This is a genomic window from Vibrio sp. SCSIO 43155 (assembly GCF_023716605.1).
In the GTDB taxonomy this organism is placed as follows: domain Bacteria; phylum Pseudomonadota; class Gammaproteobacteria; order Enterobacterales; family Vibrionaceae; genus Vibrio; species Vibrio harveyi.
The window spans coordinates 1,929,212-1,945,716 of sequence record NZ_CP071853.1; the positions used below are offsets into that span (position 1 = coordinate 1,929,212).

At 46.4% G+C, this 16,505-nt stretch carries 18 protein-coding genes; 10 read left to right on the top strand and 8 right to left on the bottom strand.

Annotation, left to right across the window (positions count from 1 at the left end; all coding sequences use genetic code 11):
* Nucleotides 1–259: 259 nt before the first annotated feature.
* The 8 genes from J4N44_RS25460 to cydX all read left to right on the top strand — a co-directional run bounded on the left by J4N44_RS25460 (nt 260) and on the right by cydX (nt 6,643).
* Nucleotides 260–1,216: an MBL fold metallo-hydrolase gene (locus J4N44_RS25460; protein WP_252045406.1), complete on the top strand. Its 957-nt coding sequence runs from the start codon at nt 260–262 to the stop codon at nt 1,214–1,216.
* Nucleotides 1,206–1,520, top strand: a complete 315-nt coding sequence (locus J4N44_RS25465) for a hypothetical protein (protein ID WP_005453102.1) — start codon at nt 1,206–1,208, stop codon at nt 1,518–1,520. The genes J4N44_RS25460 and J4N44_RS25465 overlap by 11 nt, the downstream gene beginning before the upstream one ends.
* Nucleotides 1,508–2,374 carry an MbnB/TglH/ChrH family RiPP precursor modification enzyme gene (locus tag J4N44_RS25470; RefSeq protein ID WP_010453176.1) on the top strand — a complete coding sequence of 289 codons (867 nt, stop codon included), beginning with the start codon at nt 1,508–1,510 and terminating at the stop codon, nt 2,372–2,374. Before J4N44_RS25465 ends, J4N44_RS25470 begins: the two co-directional genes overlap by 13 nt.
* Complete coding sequence (locus J4N44_RS25475) at nt 2,367–3,098, top strand: HvfC/BufC family peptide modification chaperone (protein ID WP_252045407.1); 732 nt, start codon at nt 2,367–2,369, stop codon at nt 3,096–3,098. The genes J4N44_RS25470 and J4N44_RS25475 overlap by 8 nt, the downstream gene beginning before the upstream one ends.
* Nucleotides 3,095–3,694 (top strand): HvfX family Cu-binding RiPP maturation protein, encoded by a 600-nt coding sequence (locus tag J4N44_RS25480; RefSeq protein ID WP_009697956.1) that lies wholly within the window; start codon nt 3,095–3,097, stop codon nt 3,692–3,694. Before J4N44_RS25475 ends, J4N44_RS25480 begins: the two co-directional genes overlap by 4 nt.
* Nucleotides 3,695–3,783: 89 nt before the next feature.
* Nucleotides 3,784–5,379 (top strand): cytochrome ubiquinol oxidase subunit I, encoded by a 1,596-nt coding sequence (locus tag J4N44_RS25485; RefSeq protein WP_252045408.1) that lies wholly within the window; start codon nt 3,784–3,786, stop codon nt 5,377–5,379.
* A 9-nt stretch (nt 5,380–5,388) separates the two neighbouring features.
* On the top strand, nt 5,389–6,525 hold the full coding sequence (gene cydB, locus J4N44_RS25490; RefSeq protein ID WP_009701255.1) for a cytochrome d ubiquinol oxidase subunit II: 1,137 nt from the start codon (nt 5,389–5,391) through the stop codon (nt 6,523–6,525).
* A 10-nt stretch (nt 6,526–6,535) separates the two neighbouring features.
* Nucleotides 6,536–6,643 carry a cytochrome bd-I oxidase subunit CydX gene (cydX, locus tag J4N44_RS25495; protein WP_005453120.1) on the top strand — a complete coding sequence of 36 codons (108 nt, stop codon included), beginning with the start codon at nt 6,536–6,538 and terminating at the stop codon, nt 6,641–6,643.
* Between the two features lie 75 nt (nt 6,644–6,718).
* On the opposite strand, the gene J4N44_RS25500 is transcribed toward cydX, so the two are convergent.
* The 6 genes from J4N44_RS25500 to J4N44_RS25525 all read right to left on the bottom strand — a co-directional run bounded on the left by J4N44_RS25500 (nt 6,719) and on the right by J4N44_RS25525 (nt 10,421).
* Nucleotides 6,719–7,213, bottom strand: coding sequence for a GNAT family N-acetyltransferase (locus J4N44_RS25500; protein ID WP_009697959.1), 495 nt, complete (start codon nt 7,211–7,213; stop codon nt 6,719–6,721).
* Between the two features lie 95 nt (nt 7,214–7,308).
* The gene (locus J4N44_RS25505; RefSeq protein ID WP_009697960.1) at nt 7,309–7,776 is read right to left on the bottom strand and encodes an Sbal_3080 family lipoprotein; all 468 of its coding nucleotides are present in this window, start codon (nt 7,774–7,776) and stop codon (nt 7,309–7,311) included.
* Between the two features lie 144 nt (nt 7,777–7,920).
* A complete protein-coding gene (locus J4N44_RS25510; RefSeq protein ID WP_252045409.1) occupies nt 7,921–8,385 on the bottom strand; it encodes an NUDIX domain-containing protein in 465 nt (154 codons plus the stop codon).
* 30 nt (nt 8,386–8,415) lie between these two features.
* Nucleotides 8,416–8,745 (bottom strand): hypothetical protein, encoded by a 330-nt coding sequence (locus tag J4N44_RS25515; protein WP_005453130.1) that lies wholly within the window; start codon nt 8,743–8,745, stop codon nt 8,416–8,418.
* A gap of 141 nt (nt 8,746–8,886) precedes the next feature.
* Entirely contained in the window at nt 8,887–9,435 is a 549-nt protein-coding gene (locus J4N44_RS25520) for a nuclear transport factor 2 family protein (protein WP_252045410.1), read from the bottom strand.
* 11 nt (nt 9,436–9,446) lie between these two features.
* On the bottom strand, nt 9,447–10,421 hold the full coding sequence (locus J4N44_RS25525) for an alpha/beta hydrolase (protein WP_252045411.1): 975 nt from the start codon (nt 10,419–10,421) through the stop codon (nt 9,447–9,449).
* 191 nt (nt 10,422–10,612) lie between these two features.
* On the opposite strand from J4N44_RS25525, the gene J4N44_RS25530 reads away from it, so the two are divergent.
* Nucleotides 10,613–11,518, top strand: coding sequence for a helix-turn-helix transcriptional regulator (locus tag J4N44_RS25530; protein ID WP_252045412.1), 906 nt, complete (start codon nt 10,613–10,615; stop codon nt 11,516–11,518).
* A 2-nt stretch (nt 11,519–11,520) separates the two neighbouring features.
* On the opposite strand, the gene J4N44_RS25535 is transcribed toward J4N44_RS25530, so the two are convergent.
* On the bottom strand, nt 11,521–12,468 hold the full coding sequence (locus J4N44_RS25535; RefSeq protein WP_252045413.1) for a helix-turn-helix transcriptional regulator: 948 nt from the start codon (nt 12,466–12,468) through the stop codon (nt 11,521–11,523).
* A gap of 307 nt (nt 12,469–12,775) precedes the next feature.
* Here J4N44_RS25535 and J4N44_RS25540 point away from each other — a divergent pair, with 307 nt between their 5' ends.
* On the top strand, nt 12,776–14,020 hold the full coding sequence (locus tag J4N44_RS25540) for a dipeptidase (protein WP_252045414.1): 1,245 nt from the start codon (nt 12,776–12,778) through the stop codon (nt 14,018–14,020).
* Nucleotides 14,021–14,081: 61 nt separating this feature from the next.
* Here J4N44_RS25540 and J4N44_RS25545 read toward each other — a convergent pair whose 3' ends face one another.
* The gene (locus J4N44_RS25545) at nt 14,082–16,505 is read right to left on the bottom strand and encodes a formate C-acetyltransferase/glycerol dehydratase family glycyl radical enzyme (RefSeq protein ID WP_252045415.1); all 2,424 of its coding nucleotides are present in this window, start codon (nt 16,503–16,505) and stop codon (nt 14,082–14,084) included.

Here is a 16,505-nt window from a genome sequence, read left to right on the forward strand (position 1 = left end):
CTTGCAAAACACAAATAAAAGGCACCTTTCACGGTGCCTTTTTACATTCCGATGCTTGTTCAGCTCAAACTAATAACGTTCAATTTACCTGAACGAAACTTTAAAATTACTAGATATAATTAACCATTCATATTGGATATCTTATTCCCGTGCTTTGACGGACATCAAAAACAAATCGTTTTTCCTGCCTCTTCAACACTTCTTTGGATGCTCACCCAAAGGAAATAAATAAGAAAAATCAAACTCATAGGTATTTGATATGAAACAGCCTTTAAAAGCGTTAGTGCTGGCTCTGGGGTTATCTCTCGGAGCCACCAACAGTTACGCACTCTCTCTCGAACCGCTAGACAAAGATTTTACTTTGCAACTTCTTGGTTCTGGCGGACCAATCTCTGATGACCTTCGTGCCTCGTCTGGTGAACTGGTTTGGTGGAAAGGAAAATCACGCGTGATGATCGATGCCGGTGGTGGTGTCTATCTGCGTTTTGGGCAGGCGGGCGGCAAACTGGAAGACTTAGATTTCCTTGGTTTAAGTCACTTTCACACCGACCACGTCGCCGACGTTCCAGCCCTGCTAAAAGGGGGGTACTTCTTTGATCGTGAAGATCCTCTCGATATCGCGGGTCCAGAAGCGGGCTCTGCATTTCCTAGCTTGACTGGTTACATGGAAGCGCTTTTCGACGGTGATGAAGGCGCGTACGCATATTTGAACGGTTTGTTTGATGGCAGCGATGGCTTGTTCCCTGTCACCATTACCGATGTGCCATACAAAACTTCCCAAGGCACCAAGGTGTACGAGCAAGATGGATTAACCATTTACGCACTGGGTATCCCACACGGCGACGTTCCTTGTCTCGCTTTTCGAATCGAAAGTGCCGAAGGCGTGATGGTGATTTCCGCTGACCAAAACGGCAGTAACCCTGACTTCATCGACTTCGCTAAAGGTGCGGACATCTTATTGATGCCATTAGCTATTCATGAAGAAGCCGACGAAGTCTCATCGTTTATGCACGCTAAGCCATCGGTTGTCGGCAAGATCGCCGCAGAAGTGAATCCAAAACTTTTGGTGCTTAACCACTGGATGGGCTTAGGTCTAAAACTTAAACCAGCTTCCATCAAGATCGTTAAAGAGTACTACCACGGTCAAGTTATTGCTGGTCACGATTTATCTAGCTACCCAATGAGCGCAGCGAAGGAGATGTCTCATGAACAATAAACTTGCTCTATCTATCGCGATGACGTCTGTCATTACTTTGAACTCAGGCATGGCGTTTGCCGATGCACCCACAGAAGCTCCCGTAGAGGCTCAATCCAGCTCTCAACATGGCGGTAAGTGTGCGGCTGGTAAATGTGGTACAGAGAAACGCTTTGAGAAACAAGAACTAAAGAACGATCCACAAGGTCGCTTGGTACGCGCTCGTGACGGCAAATGTGGCGTGACTGGCGAAGGTATTAACCCTTCAGAAGAAACCATCAAACTCACCAAAAGCAAAGTAACAGGTGGCGTATGCGGACAATAACCGATACATCAAAAGGGATTGGGCTGCGCAGCGAACACGTTGATTTGCTGTGTCAGTTGCCCGAGCACCCAGATATCGATTTCCTCGAATTAGCACCGGAAAACTGGATGAATATTGGCGGCTTGAAACGTGAACAGCTGCAAGACATTGCGAAATATTATCCACTTGTCGCTCATGGCTTGAGCTTATCGATTGGTGATTGCCAACCGTTAAACGAGTCTTTTGTACGAGACGTCGCACGCTTTCTCGATGAATTTAATATCGACATCTATAGCGAACATCTGAGTTTCTCTAGAGACAATCAGGGCTATTTGTATGAACTGCTTCCGATCCCTCGACATAAAGAGAACATTCCGTATTTGGTCGAACGCATTCAACGCGTGCAAGACATTATTCAGCGTCCATTGGCGTTAGAGAATATCTCTTACTACCACGATTACGGACATGAAATGCCAGAGGGCGAGTTTATCGCTGAAGTGAGTGACCGCAGTGGATGTGAGCTGCTTATCGACATCAACAATGTGTTCGTCAACAGCCGAAATCATCATTTCTGCCCTTACGACATGCTGAGTACTTTACCAAGCGACGCGATTCGTTATTACCACATTGCGGGTCACTTGAAAGAGCGTGATGACTTCTTGCTCGATACCCATGGTAAACCAGTGCCTGATGAAGTGATTGATCTGGCTCGTTACACCTACTCGGTGCATGGCAGCAAGCCTTTGCTTCTTGAGCGCGACCACAATGTGCCGTCGCTGCTTGTTCTGGCCGAAGAGCTTCGCAGCATTCATGGCGAGATCTTGGATTTCAGTCAAACACTCGAAGTGTTGTGTAAGGAGGTGCTCAATGCTTAATCCTCCGAGCAAAATGCGCGCGCAAACCGAGTCCCTAACGGCTCTAATTCGCACGCCTATGAATCAGCATGCGCTGTGTCGATATAGCGAATTTATCCGCGACAACATCTTGGGTGTCGTTGCGAATACGTTCCCTCTATTTTCTTCGCAGTTCGCTGATGAACAACTTGAACGCATGGTGGATGACTTTGTGGTGATGCATGGCGCGTCCGAGCCTGAGTTTCATCATATTGCCACCGAGTTTGTTCAGTTTTTGCAGCAGAAAGCGCATCAAGATTCCAGCTTCACCTCTGCCGATCAGAAGGCGTTGTTGGAATATGAATGGGTGGCGTTCAATGTAGAAATTGACACCTTAGTCGCGGCATTCACTTCTTCATCGAATCCGATACTAGAAGAGAACCAAGTGCTGCAACTCAACCCAACATTAAGGCTGCTAGAAGTGCCTTTCTTGCTGCATCAAGACTCCGTGACTTTCCTAACTGACAGGCGTCACCCTGTGTTTTATGGCGTGTTTCGGAACTCACAACATCATGTGATATCGCAAAAGCTCAGAGAAGTGGATGTCGCATTGATTCAGCTATTACAACAGCAACCAAACCTGACTCTGGCGCAACTACAACAAATGATTGCTCAGCAACTCGCCAGATTCAGTTTCATGGAGTGGGCTCAACACTTCAATGAACTAGGACTCGTCAGCGTCCGCCCTTCAGGAGAAAAATTATGATTAAGTCAGCCCTCAATTGGTTCGACGGTCTCGTCGAGAAATGCAAAAGATACGATTACTTAGCGTTGCTTGCGATTCGTCTCTACCTCATTCCGGTCATTTTCGTTGGCGCTCGCTCTAAGGTGCTGGGCTTCTCTGGCACCGTCGCGTGGTTTGGCGCGTCCACCGCAGATGGAGGTTTGAACTTACCATTTCCCGAGTTGTTAGCGTTTCTTGCCGCAGGTACGGAAGTGCTTGGCTGTATTTGTATCGCTTTGGGTTTGTTTACACGAGTGATGTCGATTCCGATGATTTTCTTGATGAGCGTTGCGAGCGCAATGGTGCACTGGAAACACGGTTGGGATGCCATCGCCACCAGCGGCATGGAAGCAACGGTACGTTTGAACGGCTTTATTGAATGGTTAGCAACCAACTTCCCAGGTCGATACAACTACATCACCGAATTGGGCGACCCAGTAATGCTCAACAACGGTATGGAGTTCGCAGCCACCTACTTTGTGATGTTGCTGGTGCTGTTCTTCTACGGCGGTGGTCGCTATGTAAGCTTGGATTACTGGTTGAGAAAACCTTTCTCTCGCATACCAGCAAAGGCGTAATTCAAGTGCGCCCAAGCTTTAACGCTTAATTAAACAGACTAATAATAACCTTATCTAACCCGCTACTCTGGTAGCGGGAAGGAGTCCTTATGTTTGCAGATGTCGCTGATCTGTCGCGGTTTCAGTTCGCTAGTACCGCACTCTATCACTTTATATTCGTCCCACTGACCATAGGTTTGTCTTTCTTGCTGGCCGTTATGGAGTCTTTGTACGTCATGACGGGGAAAACCATCTACAAGGACATGACCAAGTTCTGGGGTAAGTTATTCGGGATTAACTTTGCCGTGGGCGTGGCGACCGGTCTTACCATGGAGTTTCAATTTGGTACCAACTGGGCGTATTACTCTCACTATGTGGGCGATATTTTCGGGGCACCGCTTGCCATCGAAGCCTTGATTGCCTTCTTCCTCGAATCCACCTTAGTCGGCATGTTCTTCTTCGGTTGGGATCGATTATCAAAACGCCAACACTTGTCGGTCACTTGGCTGACGGCTCTGGGTTCTAACTTCTCTGGCTTGTGGATTTTGATGGCAAACGGCTGGATGCAAAACCCTGTCGGCGCAGAGTTCAATTACCAGACCATGAGAATGGAAATGATCAACTTTGATGATGTGGTGTTTAACCCCGTCACGCAAGTCAAGTTTGTTCATACCGTGGCTGCCGGTTATACCACAGGTGCTTTGTTTGTAATGGGCATCAGTGCTTACTACTTACTCAAAGGTCGAGATATCTCTTTCGCTCGCCGATCGTTTGCAGTGGCGTCAGCATTTGGCATGGCTGCGATTGTGTCGACATTGATGCTGGGTGATGAATCAGGTTACGAGCTTGGTGATGTTCAACAAGTAAAACTCGCGGCAATTGAGTCCGAGTGGCACACCGAAGAAGCACCTGCCTCGTTCACGCTATTTGGCTTACCAAACCAAGAAACCATGGAAACCGACTACGCCATTAAGATTCCATATCTAATGGGGATCATCGCGACTCGATCGCTGGATGAACCAGTGATGGGCTTACGCGATCTGATGGCGCAGAACGAAGATCGTATCCGCGATGGTATCCAAGCTTACCGCATGCTAGAGGAACTTCGCGCAGGTAACGACAGCCCTGAAAACATCGCTCAATTCGATGAGATGAAGAAAGATCTCGGCTACGGTCTGCTATTGAAGAAATACACCGAGAACGTCACCGACGCGACCGAAAGCCAAATCAAGCAAGCGGCGCAAGACACGATTCCTCAAGTGGCACCACTGTTCTGGAGCTTCCGAATCATGGTGGCGTGTGGGGTATTAATGTTCGCCATTATCGGTTTGTCTTTCGTCCAAGTCTGCCGCAAAAAGTTGGGTTCGAGCCCTTGGTTATTGAGAGCGGCACTATGGGCGATTCCATTGCCTTTCATTGCTTGTGAAGCAGGTTGGTTCGTTGCCGAATACGGACGTCAACCATGGGCAATTGGTGAGGTACTTCCGGTCAATATGGCGGTATCTAACCTCGCACCAAGTGACATTTGGATTTCGCTCGGCTTTGTTTATGTACTCTACACAGCGTTCTTGATTGTAGAAATGTTCTTGATGGTGAAGTTTGCCAAACGTGGACCAAGCGTGCTTAAAACGGGTCGCTATCACCACGAAGAAAACAACAAAAAAGACAAACAATCCGACACATTCAAACTGATTGATCAGCACTAAGGAAGCACTATGTTTGATTACGAAAACCTACGCCTATTTACTTGGGCGATCGTTGGTGTGCTGTTGATTGGTTTTACCATCACCGACGGATTCGATATGGGGGTAGCCGCGCTGCTCCCTGTTATGGGGAAAAAGAACCTAGAGCGCCGCGTAATGCTTAACGCTATCGCGCCGCACTGGGACGGCAACCAAGTTTGGCTGATTACCGCTGGCGGTGCCATCTTCGCGATATGGCCCTTGGTATACGCCGCAGCGTTCTCCGGATTCTATATTGCCATGCTGTTGGTGCTCGCATCCCTTTGGTTGCGTCCTATTGGTATGGATTACCGAGCTAAAATCGATAATCCGCAATGGCGCAATGTGTGTGATATCGCCTTGTTCATCAGCGGTGTTATTCCACCAATTATCTTTGGGGTTGGCTTCGGTAACTTGTTGGTTGGCGTACCGTTCGAGTTAAACAACTTGCTGATGCTCGATTATCAAGGTGGGTTCTTTGACTTGCTCACTCCATTCCCAATTCTGTGTGGCTTGGTGAGTTTGACCATGGTGGTGACGCAAGGTGCTGCTTTCCTTCAAATGAAGACAAAACATGATCTACGTGCACGAGCACAAAACATCACGTTGTGGGGTGCGGGCGCAACCATGATGTTATTTATGTTCGGTGGTTTGTTTGCGGCATCGCAATCCGGTTACATCATCATCGGCGCGATGCTAAAAGATGGCATTTCAAACCCACTCAACAAACAAGTGGTGAGTATTGCTGGTGATTTATTGCATAACTTCAGCGAAATGCCACAACTTTGGCTGATTCCCTTCACTGCGGTAACCAGCTTACTCGTGTGCTTTTGGGCAACCGTCTCTCGCCGTGCTGGGGTGGCGTTTACTATGTCGAGCATTGCGATTGCTTGCATCATCTTAACGGCAGGCGTCACCTTGTTTCCGATGATCATGCCGTCAAGCATCAACCCATCGCACAGCTTAACGTTATGGGATGCCACATCGAGTGAGAAAACGCTTGGCATTATCTCTATCGTTGCCATCATCGTTGTGCCTGTGATTCTGGGCTACACCGCATGGTGTTACTACAAAATGTTCGGACGTTTGGATAACAACTACATCCGCAGCAACAGCTCATCGCTCTATTAAGGAGGCAAGTATGTGGTACATGTGTTGGGTACTTGGCGTATTACTCGCCTGCGCCTTTGGTGTCATCAATGGTTTATGGCTAGAGAACGCAGGACGCTTTGAAGAGGATGAGTTCTAATTTCTCACTTCATAATGGAACATTCTCAATAACAAACGCCCTCATTCACGAGGGCGTTTGTTCATCTCAATGAATTTACTCTGCCGACAATCGATAGCGGCGCACTTCGTATTGGTCTTGTTCTGAATAAAATGTATTGAGAAACTCGCCACCCGCCTTTTCGATCACGCGCCTTGATGCGGTATTGTTCACATCACAAGTAACGATAGCGCTGTCTTCTATAACCTCGGCTTTCACCCAATTCAACATGAATGTGGCGATGCCTTTGCCTTGAGCATCTGGCGCGGTTTCGTAACCAATATGCCCTATCACATTTTCAAGATAGTCGTTATTACCATCACGAACCCGAATCGAACCAAGTATCACCCCTTCCTCTATACAGAAGTATGTCGAAGACGGCGTCCAACCTTCCGGCAAGCCTTCGCCTTTCGCGTATCCAATTCGTTTTTTCAGCAACGCTTCACTGTCGCTTTGGGCGATGATGTACATTTCCATTCCCGCCAGAGCACACTTTTCAACATACTGCTCAAACGCTTCAAAATGGCTGAGATTGGCTTTAACTATTTCCATATAGCACCATCTTTTCAGGCTTAAATATCACAAAAAATAAAGCTCAAAAGAAGGACATTACTTTTGAGCTTTCATTATGTTCTTAAGCTGTGTATTTAGATTTCACCAGATTTGATTTTCTGTTGAGCATCGCTAATTGTCTGCTCTCCAAATAAGATCTTAATCATCGACTCGATACGCTTGGTATCTGTACCAAATTTGTCCAAATTACCATTGTTTGGTGCTTTAAATTCAACTTGACCAACTTTCTGGTCATTTTTATAAGCGTTAATCTTTGCATCCGCAATAAAGGTTCTAAAGTCCCAACTCCAGCGAGACACATAGGTTAGCGTCAGTTCATCTGCCTTAGGTGCAGTGCCATCACTGACCACTGTACATTTACGCGCAGTGTCTAAGCACCATTCTTGCAAAGAATCTAAGAACACTGCTCTTGTCGCATTATCTTTTACGATGGTGATTTCTTTGCTTTGATTCGACTGCGCAATCGGCTCAGCCGTATATTTAGGTGCGGAACAACCTGCTAATACAACAGGAAGAGCTAGAACTAGAGCTTTTTTAAACATATTTTTTCTCTGCTTATAAATAACAACCAATGACGCCAAATGAATAATCAGCATCGAATGTTGGATACTGACAGTTTTAATTCAATGCCTCAATAATCTTTCTCACAAAATCAACAGGATAAATACATTCTAGTTCGATGATTATTACGAAACTAATGGCTCGATGTTTTCTGCAAATAAGCACTCAAGAGGATAAGGCAAAGCAAGTGTCGGCATATCTGATTTCGAGAACCAAGCTAGCTCGCTAGTCTCCTCATCTAAGTCTTCTGCAAACTGTCCTGTTTGTTGACACTTAAACATGATCACTGTGTATTCAACTTGGTCTCCGTTTGGATAAGCAAAACCAAATCCCTCTCCACCGAAAACACCGAGCACACGTTCAACTTCAACCGCGAGTCCGGTTTCTTCTCTTACTTCTCGAATCACAGCTTGCGAAGGTGACTCACCTGGTTCAATCATGCCTGCTGGTAAGCTCCAACTGCCATCAGATTTCTTTTGCAACAGAAGTTGGTTGCTTTCATTAAGGATCACAGCGGCAACGCCCGGAATCATTAATACTTGATTACCTACTTTGCTGCGTAGCTCTTTTAGGTAGTGACTGGCACTCATTTATCTTCCTTGAGCTTAGTGTTTAGTTTCTCACCAGACATTCATTTTGAAATACAACAAGAAACAGCTGATAAAGATCAAGCCACACCATGAAAAAAAGCTTATCGCCTTCTGTTCAGTCGTTGCTTCCTCAGGATCTGGGTGCAAAATGCCATAAAGGCAGGCAATGGGGATCAACTCGTAAGTTTTGCCAATGTATTGATGCCCCATTTCGAGAAATGGTGGAATGTACAAATACACCACAGCGTAAGTAATAAAATAAAGTATGCCGAGGATCCGGTTCAAGCCAATGACTTGCCCTTCTCGATAAAACCAAATTAACGCCGCTACCCCTGCAAGTATTGCGATGAGTAAAAACATCCGTTCTTCTACCCTTCTTTTTAATTTTCTCCTACCCTATTTAAACCACTTAATTAATCAATCAGTTATGCAACTAAACACGATACAGCTCAAATAGAAAAAGGCACCAATTGGTGCCTTTGTGACGCTCTGACGCGTTTATTAGTACGTCACTTTCAGTGCTTCGCGCGCTTTTAAGTTCTGCGCTGCATGCTTAGGCGCGTCTGCCAAGATATTTCGGCTACCTTGTTCTGATTTTCGATTCAGTGTCACTGAAGTGATTTGCCAGTTATCGCCCGCCCGTTGCAAACCAAACTCGTATTCACCCGAAACCGCCCAGAAACCTTCTTCACCGAGCCAATGACTAGCGATGAAATCCACTGTCACACTCGCCTTATCGCCATCAATAGAGACGCGTAGATTGCTCAAGTCATGGAATGTCGCATCAAACCCAGGCAGGAATCCCGCCCACTGCTGCATTAAATCTTGGCGTTTAACTTGTTGGGCTTCACCACCAAACAGCGTGGTGTAATCCACCGTCAATTCTGGAGCGAACAATCGACCTAAGTATTCAAATGCACCTTGGTCTGCCAAAGCCGAGAAGCTGTTAATGTTGCTACGAATTTTCGCTTCTTCCAAGGACATGGTTTGAGCATTCACATTCATGGCAATCACACCGATAAACAGCAACGACAGTTGTTTAAGTTTCATGACACCATTCCTTATAGGTTCGCTTCGAAGTGCTCTACAACTTCATCGACAGCCAGTTTTACCGCTTCTGGTTGGTCATAGAAATCGAATTGATTGATGTCGTATAGCCATACTGAGTTAACGTTGCTACCAGCATTCTCGATGTAACGATGCGCACCAGCAGGCAGAGCCATGGCTTCAGAAGCCACCATTAGCACTGGTTTATCTTGTGTTGCTGCACTTGCTTGAGCGTCGTAGTTCAACCAACCAGTCCATGATGCAACGTTGTATTGGTTGTCATATTCAGGAATCAAACCGCGGTCAGTCTCCGTGTAGTAAGGCGCTTGGAACATCAGTGCGTTCTCATTGGTTGTGCTTGCCGCTTCGATGTAAACCGGAGTCGCTGAGCGTGCTGCTTCTTCCGCTGCTGCGAGTAGGTTTTTCGCGCTTTCTTCGCCACCATAAATTTCAGTCGCCATCGCTTTATCGTGCAGCCAAGGAGCAACCACTGCCGCGGCTTTTACTTTGTCATTACCGGCAACCGCATCTAGCATGTAGCCCGCCGATGCACAGATACCCAAACCACCGATGCGTGATGCATCAACGCCATCGAGTTGACTCATCGCTTCAATCACTGCGCGAATGTCTGCGGTTTTACGTGCAGGGTCTTCTAAGTACATCACTTGGTCTTTGCTTTCACCCCAACCACGGAAATCAAACGTCAATGCCGCGTAACCTCGCTCTGCCAATGCTTGGGCATAAACCGCCGGCATCTGCTCTTTCACCGTTGTCCACGCACCAGTCACGATAACAACTGGGGCATTCTTCGCACCTTTTGGTAAGTAAAGGTTTGCAGCTAGTTGACCAACTTGAGTATTGAGTTCGATGTGTTTCATGGTGGTGTCCTCTAAAGCTAGGTTCGTGTTGTTGTCATTTGCAGAAACTGAGTGAGCAAAGGTGGTAAACGGCAAACTACCTAATAGTAGTAAAAGCGATTTCTTAAACATGGCATCCTCTCTGTCTTATGTTTTGCCTAAGCTGTCCGGCTAACTTGGGTATAGATTAGCGCTGCACCGCGAGAGAAGATTGAACATTCCTGCCCAAGTTTTTGTACTTTATTGCCCCCTCAATGAGTTGACGAAATGTGCAAAACTCGGCTAATTTCAGCTAGCAAGTGGAAGAGAGCAAAGGAAAGAAAATGAAGTCCGAGCTTAAGTTTTATGACTCTGAATCTAATGCGCTATCAAGCTGTGGCGACGTGCTGGATATTGAGTTTTCAAACCATGGATTAGATTGGTCGGGCGTATTGGTAGAAAAAGGCACGTCCCCTTATTTCTATCCGAAGAATGTCTACACCCCTTACTTCTACTTTGCATTGGCACTAGAAAAAGATTTGAATTGGAGTGTTGAAAAAGATGGCACGTTCGCCGATCTAAAAACCAGCCCGGGCAACATTTGGATTAACCCACCTAAAACCCCGTTTACCCATGATGTGGCAGAGCCTTGTTACTTCGTGATTTTAGCGATTGAAGAGCAAGAATTTTTCTCACACTGCCCGCTCAATTTAGACGGAATTGAACTGCAATTTTTGAACAACTACAACGTGTTGGATGAAACTATCAAAGGCATCATTGAGCTGTTTATGTTGGAAGCGAAAGCCAAAGGGCGAAATGGCAGAATCTACCTCAATAACTTGGTTTCACTGCTGGCAACCCACTATACCCAAAACTACTCCAACTACTTTGACCTTAAGAACAACCAGCTTGCAGCCTCTAAGTTCGACCAACACCAAGTCGATAAGATTGACCATTACATCGAAGAAAACATCGGCGACAACATCGCGGTCGATGATCTTGCAGACTTGCTCGGTTGCAGTAAGTTTTACTTTCTGAGGGAATTCAAAAAGCTCATCGGCGTTACGCCTTATCAGTACCTGATGAACAAGCGTTTGGAGCAAGCACGAGTGGCACTCTCTTCTGGTTCAGTCAATATTGCTTTAACGGCGCACGAGCTTGGCTTTAATGATCAATCCCACTTTACTCGAGCGTTCAAAAACCATTTCGGTATGACACCGGGACAATTCGTCAAACAACAAGAAAGCTAAGATTAAGACTGGTTAGCTTTCTTCCACTGCAAAGGGGTGATGCCATTCGCGCGTTTAAAGGCACGCACAAACTGAGTGGCATCAGCGTATCCCAAGTGCACAGCAATATCTCCAACGGCACTGTTTCTTTGAATCAAAACGCGTTTGGCAAAGGCAAAGTTGAGCGCCTCTTTTACCTCTCGAAAACTGGTGCCTTCTTGCTTCAAACTGCGCTGCACCGTGCGCTTTGAAATGCCAATTAACTCGCTAAACACTTCCAAAGACATATCAACTCGCCCTGCATACGCAGACAAAGCTTGCTCAATATAGTAAGCAAAAGGCTTGTCTTCCGCGCACACATTTATGCTATCGATCCCTTCTAAAGCGGGATACTCCAACGCCAAATGTTCTTGACCAAGAAACTGCGGAATATCGTTTCTGATTTGGAGCTCAGTTAAGGGCTGGTCTTGCGAGTGAAGCAGATAGTAAGCGCTCGGCTCTCGCAGATTTGGGTACCAAGCTTTCATATACGTATGAAGATAAACCGTCAGAAACAGCTCGGCTTCTATTTGCTCAAAAGCACTAGCATGAGCTTCTACACGAGTGACATGAGCTGACGTTTCAACATTCAAGGCTCTTAGCCCTAAGCTCATTATGACGTTTTCTGGCGTGGCTTGATTGAACTTCAAACTAATACTCGCGTGCTTCGCGATACGTTGTAATGAAGAGACAAATACCGTTGCACCTAAGTGCTGTCTCAACCCAGATAGCAACCGAGAAAAAGCATGGAAAGGAATGAACTCAGCCGTTGAAGTGTCTAGCGCAAATGACATGTCCGCTTGCTCTTGAAGTTGCGCCAATGCTTTAGGCTCCAGAGCTAACTGACCAAGAAAATCATACACGATTGTTTTTCTAATCAATGGGATGGAATGAATCACACCTTCTCCTAAATTCAACACGTCTCTTTTCATTACACGACTTCTGACGTTACTTGACTGGCTTTTCAAAAGATAGGAAATGTGGCGCAAAATGCACATTTTCATATTCCTAACTGGCTAAGATAACCACATCACTTGAGTGAAGCTAAGGCAAAAAATTTGAGCCATAGATCGTATTTCACATCAAGTTTCCGTTATCGCTTAGAGATTGGCAGCAAGAATGTGAGTTTTGACTAATATTCAATTAGTTGAATTAAACCGTTCACGACAAAAGCCATCTCTAAACGCTAGATGCATCCATCAAAATAAACGGACTTACACTCACTATTGAGAGGTTACTATGATCAAGAAAATGTCATTGGCAGCAATCACTATCGCCGTATCAATGGGCTCCGCTTACGCCAGCGTAGAAAGCAAAACGTGGCCAGCCTCAGACAAAGCAAAAGCCTTTGTTCAAGACACCATTGTGATTGGCATGCTAGCAAGCCCTTATGGTGCTGGTTGGACAGACGATCAACAACTTCTCGATTACTTCCAGTTAGCACGCGATAACGGCATTACTGGTCATGAATATACGATTACTGCGGCTGACCATAACTTTGATGACTTCATTTTCCACCACCACAAACACCGTGCAGCCATGGCAAAAGAACCAGACAATTTTATTGTTGCCCACTCCAACCAAGACATTGAGAAAGCGCACGTAGAAGGCAAAACCGCCGTTCTTTGGAATAGCCAAACTGCCACCATTTTAGAAGAAGACGTGACTCGTATGGCTCTGCTTAAAGACATGGGGTTGAAAAGCATGATCTTGGCGTACAACGATATTTTTCGTACCGGTTCAGGTCAATTAGCCGCCTATAATGGCAGCGATATTGGCTTAACGTCCTGGGGCCAATCAGTGATTGATGAGATGGTGAAATACCGCGTAATTCTCGACTTGAGCCATACCGGTTCCAAGACCGCCAATGATGCGATGGATTACATGGAAAAGAATCATGCAGGAACGCCATTTATCTACTCTCACTCAGTCCCTGCGGGTTTATATAAGAGTGAACCTGATGCAACACCAAAAGGCTGTTATCGTGCAATCCCTGATGATGAAGCAATTCGTGCTGCGAAGTCAGGCGGCTATGTATCTCCAACCTTTACTGAGTGGATGATGGATGGTCTATGGCCTGAGGACATTTCGCCAAAGCAAGCGGCAGATATGATTGATTACTATGTGAAATTGGTTGGCGTTGACCATGTTGGTATCGCAACCGATGACATGTTCTCAACAAAGGGCGTGGTCGATTTTGCGATGAAAAATGCCAAGATGTATGACGATGGCGGCTACATGATTGACGCCTTCAACAAGGGCGCAACAGGCAACGGCGAACTATCCAAGATCTTAGCCGCAATTACTGATGACTTATGGGCACGAGGCTACAGCAACGAAGACTTGGCGAAGATTTACGGCGGCAACAAGATGCGAGTATACGCCCAAGTTTCTGAAGGCGTTGACCCAAAAGCCTTCCAAGAACAATATTCAAAACGCTTAGAAATGCTAACAAAAATGCGCCACGAGCATATGGCTAAATAAACTCAGACCAAACCGCAAAAAGGCACCAACCGGTGCCTTTTGTTTTAGTTAGTCAGTGTACTTATAGCTCGTGCTCGGTACGTGCGATGATGTCGTCTTGCGCATCTGGTGATAGCGCGGTGAAGAAGGCTGAGTAGCCTGCAACTCGCACAACAAGATCACGATATTGCTCCGGGTTCTTCTTCGCAGCTAGCAAGGTCTCACGAGAGACGATGTTGTATTGCACGTGCCAACCTTTGTGGTGGTTGAAAAAGGTGCGAATCAGCATAGAGAGCTTGAGCTTATCCCCTTCAGACTCAACCGCCGCCGGGCTTAACTTCTGGTTAAGCAGCACGCCACCAAGGATCTTATTCGCTTGGATCTTACCGACCGAGTTGTACACAGCTGTTGGACCTAAACGATCTGAGCCAGACGACGGGCTTGCACCTTCTGCCAATGGTGTTTTCGCTTTACGACCGTCCGGCGTTGCCATGGTTGAAGCACCGAATGGGACGTTTGCCGAGATACTTGAAGTACCTGCGTAGTAACCTCCGCCAATTGGACCACGCCCATGACGCGTATTAACAAACTGCTCTAGCTCATCAATGTACACTTGGTACGCGTCTGCCAGTAGTTTGTCTACCGCATCATCATCGTTACCGTATTTTGGTGCAAAGTTGATAAGACGTTGGCGAAGCTGCTCGTTCTCCATGCCGTCGAAATCTTCTGCTAGTGCTTTTGCCAGCTCTGGCTGAGTGATTTGTGCGTCATCGAAAACAAGGTGTTTGATTGCTGCTAGGCTGTTACCCAAGTTTGCGATACCGACTTGCAAGCCAGATACCCAGTCGTATTTCGCGCCGCCTTCTTTCACAGTTTTACCACGAGCCAAACAGTCATCCACCAGCGTTGAACAGAAGATGTCTTGTGCTTGCTGTTCAAGTACGCTGTCGACTACCGTATCAATCTCAATCGATTTACGGGTGTAGTAGCGGATTTGCTCTGCCCAAGACGTCGTCACTTGCTCAAAGCTCTCAAAGTTACCTTTTGCTAATGACTTATCGTGTGGCAAGAAAGCTTTACCCGTTGTTGCATCCACACCTTCGTTCAATGAAGCGAGCAGGATACGAGCAAAGTTAATGAAGCTCATGCCCGTACAACGGTAACCCCATTTGCCCGGAACCGCCGTCTCGATACAGCCGATAGATGCGTAGTTGTAAGCGTCTTCTTTCTCTACGCCAAGCTTGATGAATTCAGGAATGACAATCTCATCGTTGTTGAAAGCAGGCATGCCGAAGCCACATTTAATCACTTCAACACAGCCCATCAGGAATTCTTGGTTTAAGCCTTCATGGTAACGCACACTCAAGTTAGGTTGCGTCGAACGTAACTGACCACAAGATTCCAGAATCGCCCAAGAAAGAGGATTTACTGCATCTTCAGGCTCACCCTTTTCATTCAACTTCTGACCGCCGATACACACGTTTTGATACAGCGGAGAACCTGCCGATGCTTTCGAATGTGCACCGGAGCGAATCTTGTTTACTTCAAGCAGCTTCAACCAGCAGCTTTGTAAAAGCTCTAGTGCGAAGTCTTTTTCAAGCGTGCCGTTTTCGATATCACGAACATAAAACTCGTTGAGGAATTGGTCCATACGACCGAAAGAAACCGAGTGACCATTCGATTCGATTTGTAGCATCAATTGAACGAAGTAGCTCAATTGCAGTGCTTGCCAGAAGTTTTCCGGCGCATCACTCGCGACATGACGACAGTTTGCAGCAATGCTTTCTAACTCAGCTTTGCGTAGCGGGCGCGTCTCTTCTAACGCCATTTTTGCCGCCAATTCAGAGTAGCTCACTATGTGGTCTTGAATCGCAAGCAGTACTATTTCGACTGATTTATAGAACTGCTCTTTCTTCAAGCCTTCAAAGGTCGAAACATCATTGTTAGCACGGTGCTGACGAACATCCTCTAGCAAACCGTTCATGCCTAGCTTCAAGATTTTCTCGTTATCCACTGCTAGGTGCGCGTCACCCGAAGTCATGTTGCCTTCGGCTTTAATGATGGTGCTGGCTAAGATTTCTTGCTGCTCATCAGTGAACAAGCCATAACAACGGTCTTGAACGGTTTTACCACGCCAATACGGTGTGATGCTGTGGATGCTTTGCTTATCTTCTTCGGTAACGGCAAAGCCTGCACCTGGGCGGTCGGCTAGATCATCAATTTCCGCTTCAATCCAACGTACAGTGTATTCCGGGAAAATAGGCGCAGCACGCACTTTGCTCGCTTGGTTACCGACGATCAACTCATCGTGTTTAATCCAAATAGTACGAGTGCGTAAATGCTCTTGCAGTGCTAGCGCACGTTGGACAATCACAGGTTTGTCTTCGTTTGCTTGATAAGCACGAGTGTATGCCTCTGCACGCTCGGTACAGACAGGTGGCGTTACGATATTTACCAGTGCCAATTTGTGCGCTTTGATACGCTCAGGAAGGTAATTCAGGTCCAT